At 40.1% G+C, this 12,344-nt stretch carries 12 protein-coding genes, 1 tRNA gene and 1 pseudogene; 12 read left to right on the top strand and 2 right to left on the bottom strand.

Annotated features, from left to right (window positions below):
- Window positions 1-84: 84 nt before the first annotated feature.
- The 7 genes and pseudogenes from queA to MTN96_RS20375 form a co-directional block, all read left to right on the top strand.
- The gene (gene queA / locus MTN96_RS20405) at window positions 85-1,116 is read left to right on the top strand and encodes a tRNA preQ1(34) S-adenosylmethionine ribosyltransferase-isomerase QueA (protein ID WP_008466350.1); all 1,032 of its coding nucleotides are present in this window, start codon (window positions 85-87) and stop codon (window positions 1,114-1,116) included.
- Between the two features lie 139 nt (window positions 1,117-1,255).
- Window positions 1,256-2,383, top strand: a complete 1,128-nt coding sequence (tgt, locus tag MTN96_RS20400) for a tRNA guanosine(34) transglycosylase Tgt (protein ID WP_036980274.1) — start codon at window positions 1,256-1,258, stop codon at window positions 2,381-2,383.
- Between the two features lie 26 nt (window positions 2,384-2,409).
- Window positions 2,410-2,745, top strand: coding sequence for a preprotein translocase subunit YajC (gene yajC, locus MTN96_RS20395; protein WP_010391747.1), 336 nt, complete (start codon window positions 2,410-2,412; stop codon window positions 2,743-2,745).
- Between the two features lie 19 nt (window positions 2,746-2,764).
- Complete coding sequence (secD, locus tag MTN96_RS20390) at window positions 2,765-4,624, top strand: protein translocase subunit SecD (RefSeq protein ID WP_069439798.1); 1,860 nt, start codon at window positions 2,765-2,767, stop codon at window positions 4,622-4,624.
- A 9-nt stretch (window positions 4,625-4,633) separates the two neighbouring features.
- Window positions 4,634-5,581 (top strand): protein translocase subunit SecF, encoded by a 948-nt coding sequence (gene secF, locus MTN96_RS20385; protein ID WP_013465987.1) that lies wholly within the window; start codon window positions 4,634-4,636, stop codon window positions 5,579-5,581.
- 135 nt (window positions 5,582-5,716) lie between these two features.
- On the top strand, window positions 5,717-5,968 hold the full coding sequence (locus tag MTN96_RS20380) for a transposase domain-containing protein (protein ID WP_076921875.1): 252 nt from the start codon (window positions 5,717-5,719) through the stop codon (window positions 5,966-5,968).
- A pseudogene (locus MTN96_RS20375) lies at window positions 5,964-6,596 on the top strand (GGDEF domain-containing protein); the annotation flags it as partial. The gene MTN96_RS20380 and the pseudogene MTN96_RS20375, both read left to right, overlap by 5 nt.
- 14 nt (window positions 6,597-6,610) lie before the next feature.
- Here the strand turns inward: MTN96_RS20375 and suhB are convergent.
- Window positions 6,611-7,414 (bottom strand): inositol-1-monophosphatase, encoded by an 804-nt coding sequence (gene suhB, locus MTN96_RS20370; RefSeq protein WP_069439886.1) that lies wholly within the window; start codon window positions 7,412-7,414, stop codon window positions 6,611-6,613.
- A 236-nt stretch (window positions 7,415-7,650) separates the two neighbouring features.
- Here suhB and MTN96_RS20365 point away from each other — a divergent pair, with 236 nt between their 5' ends.
- Complete coding sequence (locus tag MTN96_RS20365; RefSeq protein WP_248532632.1) at window positions 7,651-7,986, top strand: VOC family protein; 336 nt, start codon at window positions 7,651-7,653, stop codon at window positions 7,984-7,986.
- 46 nt (window positions 7,987-8,032) lie between these two features.
- Here the strand turns inward: MTN96_RS20365 and MTN96_RS20360 are convergent, their stop codons facing one another.
- Entirely contained in the window at window positions 8,033-8,698 is a 666-nt protein-coding gene (locus MTN96_RS20360; RefSeq protein WP_036980269.1) for a LiaF domain-containing protein, read from the bottom strand.
- A 313-nt stretch (window positions 8,699-9,011) separates the two neighbouring features.
- On the opposite strand from MTN96_RS20360, the gene MTN96_RS20355 reads away from it, so the two are divergent.
- The 4 genes from MTN96_RS20355 to MTN96_RS20340 all read left to right on the top strand — a co-directional run bounded on the left by MTN96_RS20355 (window position 9,012) and on the right by MTN96_RS20340 (window position 12,297).
- Complete coding sequence (locus tag MTN96_RS20355) at window positions 9,012-9,581, top strand: BON domain-containing protein (protein WP_036980268.1); 570 nt, start codon at window positions 9,012-9,014, stop codon at window positions 9,579-9,581.
- Between the two features lie 64 nt (window positions 9,582-9,645).
- Entirely contained in the window at window positions 9,646-9,804 is a 159-nt protein-coding gene (locus MTN96_RS20350; RefSeq protein WP_008466367.1) for a YqaE/Pmp3 family membrane protein, read from the top strand.
- Window positions 9,805-10,082: 278 nt separating this feature from the next.
- Window positions 10,083-10,159: transfer RNA gene (locus MTN96_RS20345), tRNA-Ile, on the top strand.
- Window positions 10,160-10,419: 260 nt separating this feature from the next.
- Window positions 10,420-12,297, top strand: coding sequence for a methyl-accepting chemotaxis protein (locus MTN96_RS20340; RefSeq protein ID WP_248532631.1), 1,878 nt, complete (start codon window positions 10,420-10,422; stop codon window positions 12,295-12,297).
- Window positions 12,298-12,344 lie beyond the last annotated feature (47 nt).

The raw sequence follows: 12,344 nt of genomic DNA, 5'->3' as shown, positions 1-12,344 counted from the left end.
GCTTTTAATTCCAACTGAAACTCGCATTTTGAGGTGGTTTGGGTATACACTTGGCGCGATTTTAAATGATGTGGAATTCTAACAATGCGCGTAGCTGATTTTAGCTTTGACTTACCTGATGAATTAATTGCTCGTTTTCCTAAAGCAGACAGAACCAGTAGCCGTTTATTGAGCTTAGATGGGCCGAGCGGTGCTGTTGAGCATAAAATATTTAGTGACATTCTTGAACTGGTTAACGAAAACGACTTATTGGTTTTTAACAACACCAAAGTAATACCTGCGCGTATGTTTGGTCAAAAAGAATCAGGCGGTAAAGTTGAGGTGCTGGTAGAGCGTGTATTAGATGAACACCGCGTTCTTGCGCATATTCGTGCGAGTAAATCCCCAAAGCCAGGTAATGTACTCATTTTAGAGGGCAAAGCAAAAGCTATTATGGTGGCACGCCATGATACCTTATTTGAGCTTGAGTTTGACCGCAGTGAAAATGTGCTCGATATTTTAAATGATGTGGGCCACATGCCGCTTCCTCCTTATATTGACCGCCCAGATAACGAAGCGGACCGAGAGCGATACCAAACAGTATATGGCGAAAAGCCAGGCGCTGTTGCTGCACCTACGGCAGGTCTTCATTTTGACGATAAACTTATGACTGCGCTTAAAGACAAAGGCGTACAAATGGCGTTTGTTACCTTGCATGTTGGCGCAGGTACATTCCAGCCAGTTAGGGTAGAAAGTGTTGATGAGCACATCATGCACTCAGAATATATTGAAGTGCCACAAGATGTGGTTGATGCGGTTGCCAGTACTAAAGCCAAAGGCGGGCGTGTGATTGCAGTAGGTACAACTTCAGTACGATCACTAGAGTCAGCCGCAAAAATACATGGCGGCAAGCTAGATACTTACTTTGGCGATACCGATATCTTTATTTTTCCGGGTTATCAATTTAACGTTGTTGATGCCATGGTAACTAACTTCCATTTACCCGAATCAACTCTGATCATGTTAGTTAGTGCCTTTGCAGGGCAAGACAACATTATGGGCGCTTACAATACGGCGATTGAACAACAGTATCGCTTTTTTAGCTATGGCGATGCGATGTTTTTGACCCGTAAATAATTCTCAGCTTTATCGGTTTTTATTTTACTCCTAAGCATAGTGAATTTCTCACTGCTAATAGTAATAGGGTGGTAAAAAGGGTAGAATCGAGCGGTTAAATTATAGCTTGTTGGACTGTTTTTCCGACACAGAGGATATTATGAAATTTGAATTAGACTGCACTGATGGCAAAGCGCGCCGCGGCCGCTTGATTTTTGATCGAGGTGTAATAGAAACACCAGCGTTTATGCCTGTAGGTACTTACGGCACGGTTAAGGGTATGACACCTGATGAAGTAAAAGCAACCGGTGCACAAATTTGTTTGGGCAATACATTTCACTTAATGTTGCGCCCTGGTACTGAAATCATTAAACAGCATGGTGATTTACACGACTTTATGAATTGGGACTTCCCAATTTTAACTGACTCAGGCGGTTTCCAAGTATTTAGCCTTGGTGCAATGCGTAAAATCACTGAAGAAGGCGTGATGTTCCAATCGCCTGTAAATGGTGACCAAATTATGATGTCGCCAGAAAAGTCAATGGAAGTGCAGCGTGATCTTGGCTCAGATATCGTGATGATATTTGACGAATGTACGCCATATCCTGCCACCGAAAAAGAAGCCAAAGACTCTATGGAGCTTTCTCTTCGTTGGGCTAAGCGTTCAAAAGAAGGGCATGGCGACAACCCATCAGCATTGTTTGGTATTATTCAAGGCGGTATGTATCCTGAGCTTCGTGCACAGTCACAAGCGGGCCTTGAAGAAATTGGTTTTGATGGTTATGCACTCGGTGGTTTATCGGTGGGTGAGCCTAAACATGAAATGATTAATATTCTTGATCATTGTGCTTATAAAATGCCAGAAAACAAACCGCGTTACCTAATGGGTGTTGGCAAGCCAGAAGACCTAGTTGAATCGGTTCGCCGTGGTATAGATATGTTTGACTGTGTAATGCCAACGCGCAATGCACGTAACGGTCACTTATTTATTACTACTGGCATCATAAAAATCCGTAACGCAGTGCATAAAACAGATACTGGCCCACTTGATCCAGAGTGTGATTGCCATACCTGTAAGAATTATTCGCGTGCTTATTTGCATCATTTAGACAAATGTAACGAAATTCTTGGCGCACGACTAAACACTATCCATAACTTACGATACTATCAACGTGTTATGGAAGGTTTGCGTAATGCTATCAGTGAAGGTCAACTAGAGGCATTTGTACACGATTTTTACGCTCGCCGAGGGCAAGAAGTGCCAGAGCTAGCTGATACAACAAATTAAAATTTAAAAATTAAAGAGGAAGTATTATGAGTTTATTTATTTCAAACGCACATGCCAGCGCTGGCGCACCTGCAGCAGGCGGCGGTATGGAAATGCTAATTATGTTAGCGATTTTTGGTTTGGTTTTTTACTTTTTAATTTACCGCCCGCAAGCAAAGCGCGTAAAAGAGCATAAAAGCTTAATGAGCGCGATGGCAAAAGGCGATGAAGTGCTAACCCAAGGTGGTTTAGTAGGTAAAATCGTAAAAATTGCTGAAGATAAAGACTTCATCGTGATCTCATTAAATGAGCAAGCAGAAGTAACAGTACAAAAATCAGCAGTATCTGCTGTATTGCCTAAAGGCACAATGAAGTCGCTATAAAAATAATAAGGACGACCCCGTGTTAAACAAGTTTCCAATTTGGAAGTATTTACTTGTTTTAGCTGTGTTAGCCATTGGCCTTTTATATGCTTCACCAAACCTGTATGGCCGCGATCCGGCCATACAGGTTTCTGGCGCTAAAGGCACCGATGTTGACCTCAGTGTTGTAGACAAAGTAAACGCAATCCTCAAAAAAGATAACGTAAGCGCTAAATCGACAAAGCTTGAAGATGGGCAAATTCTTGTTCGTTTTAAAAATGTTGAAGATCAACTAAAAGCGCAAGACTTATTGCGTAACTCGCTTAGTAGTGATTATATCTCAGCGATTAATATGGCTCCTGCACAACCGGCTTGGTTAAAGTCGCTTGGCGGTAACCCTATGAAGTTGGGCCTAGATTTAAGTGGTGGTGTGCATTTCACCATGGAAATCGACATGGTCACTGCGGTTGATAATCAGCTTGAGCAAATGGAGCAAGATTTTCGTAGCGACCTGCGCGAAGAAAAGCTACGTTATCGTAGTGTGCGCCGTGTAGCTGGCTCTGAGCGTATGCGTGTAGAAATGCGTAACGAAGAAGATAAAGACGCTGCAGAGCGCTTTTTAGAAAGCCGTTACCCATTAAACGTTTACATTGATGATAGTAGTAACGATAACGCATTCTTTGTCACTATGAGTGAGCTAAAGCTAAAAGAAATTCGTGACTATGCTATCAAGCAAAACGAAACGATTATTCGTAACCGAATCAACCAAATTGGGGTTGCAGAGCCAAACGTACAGCGCCAAGGTGCTGAACGCATTATTGTGCAATTACCAGGGATTCAAGATACCGCTCGCGCTAAAGAAATTTTAGGTGCAACGGCCACACTTGAGTTTCGTGAAGTTGACGAAAATGCTGATATAAGCGCCGCTGCTCAAGGTCGTATCCCTCCGGGCACTGAAATGATCATGAGCCGTGATGGTTATCCTGTGGTACTAAAAAAACGCATCATTCTTGAAGGCAGCCATATTACTGGCGCGCAGTCAGGTGCAGATGAGTACCAGCGTCCACAAGTAAGCATTAAACTCGATAGTAAAGGTGGGGCAAAAATGAATGCCTTCACCAAACGCGCTATTGGTAAACGTATGGCTACCGTGTTTATTGAGTACAAGCCATCGGGTAAAAAAGATAGCGAAGGTAAAGCACTTCCACCAATTAAAGTGGAAGAAGTGATTAACGTAGCAACCATTCAAGCGCGTCTTGACCGTTCATTCCGTATTACCGGTATTGATAACCCCGCTGAAGCACATAACTTAAGTTTACTACTTCGCGCGGGTGCACTGGTTGCGCCTATTCAAATAGTAGAAGAACGAACGGTTGGACCAAGCCTAGGTCAAGAAAACATTGAAGCGGGTATGACCGCTGTAGCCTTAGGTTTTGCATTTGTACTGGCCTTTATGCTTATTTACTACAAAGGTTTTGGTCTTGTTGCGAATATCGCACTGGCTGCCAACTTAGTGCTTATTATTGGTGTAATGTCGTTAATTCCAGGTGCAACGCTTACCCTGCCCGGTATCGCAGGTATTGTACTAACCGTTGGTATGGCTGTTGATGCGAACGTACTTATATTTGAGCGTATTCGTGAAGAGCTCGCTGATGGCCGCAGCCCTCAACAAGCGGTTCATTTTGGTTACGATAGCGCCTTTAGTACTATTTTTGATGCCAATATCACCACATTAATTGCGGCGATTATCTTGTTTGCTGTTGGTACCGGTCCTGTTGCAGGCTTTGCGGTAACCCTAGCAATTGGTATTTTAACCTCTATGTTTACAGCAATTGTAGGTACCCGTGCGGTGATCAACCTATTTATTGGTGGTAAACGTGTTGATAAACTTTCAATTTAAGGAGCAGACATGCAAATTTTAAGATTGGGCGGAAAAACCCTTCGTTTCATGTCTCTTCGAAAAGTGGCAATGGGCTTTTCTACGTTATTAATCATAGCGTCGCTGGCGTCACTTTTTGTTAAAGGCTTAAATTTCGGTTTAGATTTTACCGGCGGTACAGCAGTTGAGGTAGGTTTTTCACAACCTGCCGATCTGAAAAAAGTACGTAATGTACTGGCCGAAAACGACTTTGCTGATGCATCGGTACAGCTTTTTGGCTCAAGCCAAGAAATACTGGTCCGTTTAGCCCCTCGCGGTGATGATGTAAAAGCAGAAGTGATTGGTAACCAAGTAATTGCTGCCCTTAAACAAGCTGATGATAGCGTAGTAATGCGCCGTATTGAGTTTGTAGGCCCAAGTGTAGGTGAAGACTTAAAAGAGCAGGGTGGCCTTGCCATGTTAACTGCGCTTATATGTATCTTAATTTACGTGGCATTTCGCTTTGAATGGCGCTTTGCTGTGGGTGCAGTGGGGGCACTATTACACGATGTAATCATTACGATTGGTTTATTCTCGGTGCTTGGTTTAGAGTTTGACCTAACTATTTTGGCTGCAATACTTGCCGTGATAGGTTACTCACTAAACGATACCATTGTTGTATCAGACCGTATCCGTGAAAACTTCCGTAAAGTACGTATTGACGACACCATTGAAATTATTGACCTGTCACTTACGCAAACACTTAATCGTACTTTAGTTACATCAATTACCACTATTTTAGTATTGATTGCACTCTTTGTATGGGGCGGCCAAACTATTCATGGCTTTGCTACCGCATTATTATTTGGTGTATTTATTGGTACTTATTCTTCAGTTTACGTTGCCAGCTCGGTGGCTATTGCCATGGGCGTAAGTAAAGAAGATTTAATACCAGAGGTGATTGAAAAAGAAGGTGCCGATTTAGACTCAATGCCTTAATTGAGATTAAATTATCCTTTTTAAAAAGCCGCTCCTTGTGAGTAATGCAGATCAGTTAAGAATATTTTTATGATCACTTGACTGATCTTTCCATGGCTTCAAAATCCGATATTAGAAATAATATCGGATTTTTTTATGTCTCTCATTCAGCACTTCGATAACATGTCTTCATTTTTAAATGATGTACATACACTAGATAAACTTAAACAGGGTCTTGACCCTGATATTCTTGAACAAGCATTTAAACATGCAGGTGTTGCTACTGTGCGTAAAAGGCGATTACCGCTAGAAGCTATTATGTGGTCTGTAATTGGAATGAGTTTATTCCGAAACGAAACCGTTTGGGATATCGCTAATAGACTCGACATCTCTTTAATAGCCTATTAGCCACGCCCAACATGCTAACCCTCTAACCATGTTACCGGGTAATGTGGCAATTAATGAAATAATAGAGCAGCGTCTGCAACATAAACAGCCATTTTCACTAGCCTATATCGATTTAAATCATTTTAAACAATTTAACGATTTGTATGGTTACGCCAGTGGGGACAGCGTGATAAAACTTCTGGCCGATGTGACTGTAAAAGCGTGTGCGCACAGCGCTAACTTTGTCGGGTATATTGGTGGCGATGACTTTATGGTGGTGTTTGAAAAAAAAGATGCGGTGGAGGTTTGTAATACCATTATTACGCAATTTAAACTGCAGTCATGCGTATTTTTTACGCCAGAGCATATTGCTGAAAAAGGGTATTGGACAACTAATCGAGAGAGCGAAAAGCAGTTTGTACTTTTACTTACACTATCGATAGGTTTAGTTGAGCCGGATCTGCAGCAGTGTAAAAATAGCCATCAAGTAGCGGCATTAGCCACAGATGCTAAAAAAGCAAAACGTTATCGTCACAGCTACTTATTTATTTGTAATCGAAAAAGGCCAGCACCCGTTGTTGTGCGTTTATCCAATAGTAAAAAAGTGGCTAACAAAAAGCAAAAAAGGAGCCTAGGCTCCTTTTTTTAAGTGCGGTATTACGATTAACGTAATAACGACTCAGATAATACTGGGCGCATTTCACGAACAATCGCTTGTGTTAGCTTAGGTGCACCACAAATAACGTTACCGCTCACGTTGTAGTTATTACCGCCAGCAAAATCAACAACCATGCCGCCAGCTTCTTTAACTAATAGCTCGCCTGCTGCTGTATCCCACGGTTTTAAACCAATTTCAAAGAAACCATCAACACGACCCGCTGCAACATACGCCATATCAAGTGCTGCAGAACCTGCTCGACGAATATCAGCGGTATGTACGAATAATGCTTTAAACGCTTCAGAATAGGCATCTAAGTGGTGTTTTTGTTTGAAAGGGAAACCAGTTGCAAGAATAGAACCTGCAAGTTCAACCGTTTTAGATACACGTAAACGTTTGCTATTTAACTGTGCGCCTTGACCACGAGAAGCGGTGAAAAGTTCGCCTCGAATTGGATCGTAAATTACGGCTTGGTCTAAACGACCTTTAACTTTAAGTGCAATAGATACTGCGAAATGAGGGATACCCTTGATGAAGTTAGTTGTGCCATCAAGTGGGTCAACAATCCATTGGTAATCAGCATCCTTACCTTTGTGTTCGCCTAACTCTTCACCAACGATGCAGTGATCAGGGTAAGAACGTAAAATAGTGTCACGAATTACGGCTTCGGCTTCTTTATCAATGTTCGTAACTAAATCATTAGTGCCTTTTTGTTGCACTTCAACTTTTGATAAGTCTTCACTTGCACGAAGAATAAGCTTGCCTGCGTTACGCGCAGCGCGAACCGCAATGTTTAACATTGGATGCATGGTATTACCTTTGGGTTGTAAAAGAACGTTTATATATTTAAGCCGGCGTATTTTAGCGGTTTTTGCCATAAAGTAAACCATAAAGCCTAAATACTTGTGAGTGTTTTTTGTACAGGCATGATCTTTCAATATATTTATTGGAATGAAAACAGGCAATAAATTTGTAAATTAGCGCTTTACCTAAAGTTAACTTGAGGTTTTATGATGTTCTATATTCAATTAATAGGAAGAAAGTTATGAAATTAGAACACGTAAATTTAGTTGTTAGTGACATAAACGCCATGCTTAAATTTTACCAAACAGCGTTTCCCTATTGGTCAATTAGAAGTGGGGGGGGAAGGGGGAACTGCGACCTATCAGGACATCAAGTTGGTTTGGCACACTTTGCCTATGTAACCAATAACTTAAATGCAGTAATAGCGCGCCTAAAACATGCGGGCTTTGCAATAAGTAAAGAAGGTGCTGTAAATCCATTTAGAAAAAAATTTTATTATATTGACCCTGCAGGGTTTGAGGTTGAGTTTGTAGAGTACATGAGTGATGTACCTAGTGAACGAAATAACGACTTATAATATGAATGAAGCCAACTATTATGGCTTCATTCAATGTTTAGCATATTTAATAATGTTTACCATTCATGCCAAGTTGAGTTTTTAGATCATTTGCAAAGTTAATAAATTTTTCTTTAATAGTGCGTTTAACTTTAACTTCCACAGAGCCTAAAACAGTTTTTCCTTCAATGTGAATCGTTGGCCCTTGGCGCTTATTTAGTGACACTGTTTTATTTTCAAAACTGCCTAAAATACAAAACATTTTAGAAACTACATTAACGTGCTCTGGTACATATATTTCTTCGCTGCCAAAATAACAATTAACGTGAATAGTGACATGTTGGTGGGTAAAAATAGCATCCGTAAAATCAAGATTGACTGACCCCATGTAGTTTTCTATGTAAATGTTTTGAGGAACTACCCATTGGCCGCTTCGTTCACTCGAACCAAGAATGCTTCTTAATGTAAGTGGCTCTTCATCAGTCTCATGCTGCGCGCTATAATTAGGTGCAAATTGAGAGTGCTTTTGCGCCTTATATTGCTGGTCAGTATTTAAGGTTAAATCTTCAACGAGATCCATAAGTGCTTTATTGTCACTCGCTGCCATGGCGTCGTCTAAGCGCCTTTCAAATGCTTCTACAGAAATAACACCATGGCTGTAGTTATAAATGAGCTGATCAATCACTTGCTCACGAACTTGCTCAATAGGGCGGTCTTCAATTTTAACAGACATTTAAATTATCCTTTTATGGTTGCTGGTTATTTCAAAGCAAGCCTTATACCAAATACTAAATTGTTTAAATTCAGTGGTTTATGATTTTTGGTTTTTGATTCTTTATTATATTAACGACAGATTAACCAAATATACAATTATTTAGTAAGTTTCGCTATTCGAGAAACTTTTACGCAATAGTCTGTAAATGTTTACTTAGTAGGTTTAAGCCAATATCTACTATTTTAAAATAACCTATTGAAATTAAAGGTTAAAAAATGTTGGCCCGATGCTCGCATTAGCTTAAGTGTCTTTAATCAAAAGGAGAACGATTATGAAAACATTTAATAAGTCTATGATTGCAGCCCTAGTATTAGGAACAACCGCAATGGGCGCTCAGGCAAGCAGTTGGGAAAACGAAAGCAAAGATGCTTGGATTGATGGGAAAGCAGAAACAGTATTGCTTATGAACACCAATCTAAATAACTTTGATATCAACACGGACGTAAAAAACGGCAAGGTAATGCTAACAGGTAAAGTAAACAGCGAATTAGATAAAGAGCTTGCTGAAGAACTCGTGCTAAGCCTAGATGGTGTAACTGACGTTGAAAACAGTCTAACTGTGGTAAAAAACACCGACATGAAGAAGCATGACTCTAAAATGATGGGTAACGACACTGAAAGTGATTTAACCGATGCTAAAATCACTACAGTGATTACAACACGTTACTTATTTGATTCTGAAGTAGGTGGTACAGACATTGATGTTGATACCGATAATGGAGTGGTAACTCTAAAAGGTACAGTTGAGTCTGATGCTGAAAAGCAATTAGCGATGGAAATTGCTAAAAACGCTGAAGATGTTCGCAAGGTAGTGGATGAATTAACTGTTATTGCAGAATAATACACTATACTAAAGCCCAGCCCTGCTGGGCTTTTTGTTTTGCTAACATTATAAGGATTAAATTATGGATATCATTAGAATTATTTTTTCTATTTTATTACCACCACTGGGTGTGTTTTTACAGGTAGGACTAGGGATGCATTTTTGGTTAAATATTTTGCTAACCTTACTCGGCTATTTCCCTGGATTAATACATGCGATTTATATTATCGCCAAAAAATAACACCCTATCGCAGTAATACATTTAATACTGAGTTGCTAATTGCCATCGTAAGGTACGTGTATTAGTTACTCAGACTACTATTATTTAATGAGTTCGTTTCCTCAACGTCACCATCAATAAATCTAAAAGCTTACTATTTGAGCAGTTAGCCCTTTGATTGTTAAAATAAAGCTTTTTGCTAGTGACAAGCCCCTAAAAACTTTTTATACTGCAACCCGCTTTAGTCGCTCTGTGGCTAAACGCTTCAAAAAATTAACTGCTTACAGTTATACAAAAATGGCCCCTTAGCTCAGTTGGTTAGAGCACACGACTCATAATCGTTAGGTCCCCAGTTCGAGTCTGGGAGGGGCCACCACTTTTACACGCTTTCCAAGTACATTAAAACTCATTTTCTTAGTTTATAAAATTCGCTTTTGTTATTTCTATCGTGTTTTTCACCAGTGCACTGATTTCTGTATTAATTCTATTGAATACATTGCAATAAACACAGTTGAATCTACTATTAAAGTGTTATAGGGTTTTATTATAAAAATCTTTACTTTATGCCCTTTAATGTCGCTACTGTTAATTGTGTGCAGTATATAAAATACTGCTTAGTTATTCCTTAGGTGTTCTATGTTATTAAAACGAAAAGTATACCTCAGCCTTATTCTGGCTGTTGCTGCTCCTTTAGCAATATCTACTCTCATCTTTTCCAATAGTATTCGCTCAAATACAGAAGAAAAACTAGCAAAAGTAGATTTACCGACTGCGCTTAGTGAGGTTAAAAGCCAAATAGAGCTGGAACTTTCTACACCTATTGTTGTAGGCAAAGAAATAGCGCAAAACTTATTTGTGCAGCAATGGATGAATAATAATGAAGATGCGCAAAGCCGAGGTAAATTTATTGATTACCTCAAACATATAAAAGATAAAAACCAAGCCAGTAACGCATATATTATTTCTAAAAACTCCCGTAACTATTACACCGATGAAGGTATTTCTAGGCAAATAGACAGTAGTGATACTTGGTTTGATGCTTTTTTAGCATCGGATAGATCATTTGAAGTAGCGCTCGACATAGATAAAGGCAGCTCTGAGGTGATGGTATTTATTAATTATGCCATTGAGCTTGATGGGCAACGACAAGGAATTGCTGGGATTGGGCGTTCGCTCGATTCTATGGTGGATCTCATAAGTGAATATAGGATAGGTGAGGGCGGCATTGTTTATTTGGTCTCTGGTAGTGGCGAGATTATGCTGCATGGTAATAAAACTAAAATAGGGCAATCTGTTGACTTGGCGCCGATTAAAAATGGGGCAATTCAAAGTAAAGTAATTGATGGTGATGACTATGTTGTATCAAGTACGCCTGTAAACTCATTAGGTTGGCATCTAGTTGCTGAAATTCCCCAAGAGCAATTATATGGCGCAATTAATAGTGCTATTAATACTAATATCATTTTTGGTGTAATTATTGCGCTTGTAGGTTTAGCGTCAGCACGCGTGTTGGTAGGGCAAATATTTAGGCCAATCGAAAACATTACTGCAGCAGTGAATGCGTTAACAGAAAAAGATGGCGATTTAACAGCGCGACTCCCTACTGATGATAATAATGAAATTTCAGACTTAGCGGTTAAGTTTAATCTGTTTTTAGAGCAGTTACATTATATGTTCAAACAGGTTTCTGAGTCGGCAATTCATGTTAAAGGTATTTCCCAAGATGTGCTTGAGCAAGTGCAAGGTGCGGCAAATTTAGCTGAAGTGCAATCATCGAGTACGCAAGCGGTGGCGGCAGCCGTTAATGAAATGGAGGTTACGGTTCAGGATATTTCTGGTAGTGCCAGTAATGCAGCAGATATTGCTACTAAAACCGAAGAAACGACGCACAAAGGGGTTGAGTTTGTGCAAAGCACGATTAAACAAATGGAACAACTGGAAGCGTCAATGGCCAACTCTGTGGCCTCGGTGTTAGAACTCTCGACAGAGATTAAATCAATCTCTCATGTATTGGATGTAATTAAAGGGATTTCCGAGCAAACTAATTTATTGGCGTTAAATGCGGCTATTGAGGCTGCTAGAGCGGGTGAGCAGGGCCGTGGCTTTGCGGTAGTTGCTGACGAAGTAAGAACGCTTGCGCAACGTACCGCGGAGTCTACGGAGCAAATTAATGAGATGATTGATTCGTTAAATGCTAAAGCTTCAAGCACGGTAACAGCGATTGAATTGGGCAGCAAAAACACCCTAGAAAATGCCGAGCGCTTAAAAGAAACCGGCCATACATTAAATGGTATTTCACAGGAAATTGTAATACTAAGCGAGTTAAACAACTCAGTGGCTACTGCAACGCGAGAGCAAACACTAGCAACCTCAGAAATTAGCCAAAATATTGTGATGATTTCCGATTCGGCAGAGCAAACCAAAGAAAATATGAAAAAGTCAGAGCAGCTTTGTAACGGTTTAAATAAAGAATCGAATATTTTAAGGGATTTACTGGGTAAGTTTACGCTTTAAACACGATTTAATTAAAAAATCAGTTGAGCGAGAAAGCCATCATAGTT

This window comes from Pseudoalteromonas sp. 2CM28B (genome assembly GCF_023161935.1).
This window is presented reverse-complemented; position numbering and strand designations above follow the sequence as displayed.

What these genes read in the sequence shown, in the direction of transcription:
- MTN96_RS20355 (WP_036980268.1), top strand. Translation starts at nt 9,012, where the DNA reads ATGAAAACATTTAATAAGTCTATGATTGCAGCCCTAGTATTAGGAACA.
- MTN96_RS20380 (WP_076921875.1), top strand. Translation starts at nt 5,717, where the DNA reads ATGTCTCTCATTCAGCACTTCGATAACATGTCTTCATTTTTAAATGAT.
- MTN96_RS20350 (WP_008466367.1), top strand. Translation starts at nt 9,646, where the DNA reads ATGGATATCATTAGAATTATTTTTTCTATTTTATTACCACCACTGGGT.
- secF (WP_013465987.1), top strand. Translation starts at nt 4,634, where the DNA reads ATGCAAATTTTAAGATTGGGCGGAAAAACCCTTCGTTTCATGTCTCTT.
- suhB (WP_069439886.1), bottom strand. Translation starts at nt 7,414, where the DNA reads ATGCATCCAATGTTAAACATTGCGGTTCGCGCTGCGCGTAACGCAGGC.
- MTN96_RS20340 (WP_248532631.1), top strand. Translation starts at nt 10,420, where the DNA reads ATGTTATTAAAACGAAAAGTATACCTCAGCCTTATTCTGGCTGTTGCT.
- tgt (WP_036980274.1), top strand. Translation starts at nt 1,256, where the DNA reads ATGAAATTTGAATTAGACTGCACTGATGGCAAAGCGCGCCGCGGCCGC.
- MTN96_RS20360 (WP_036980269.1), bottom strand. Translation starts at nt 8,698, where the DNA reads ATGTCTGTTAAAATTGAAGACCGCCCTATTGAGCAAGTTCGTGAGCAA.
- yajC (WP_010391747.1), top strand. Translation starts at nt 2,410, where the DNA reads ATGAGTTTATTTATTTCAAACGCACATGCCAGCGCTGGCGCACCTGCA.
- MTN96_RS20365 (WP_248532632.1), top strand. Translation starts at nt 7,651, where the DNA reads ATGAAATTAGAACACGTAAATTTAGTTGTTAGTGACATAAACGCCATG.
- queA (WP_008466350.1), top strand. Translation starts at nt 85, where the DNA reads ATGCGCGTAGCTGATTTTAGCTTTGACTTACCTGATGAATTAATTGCT.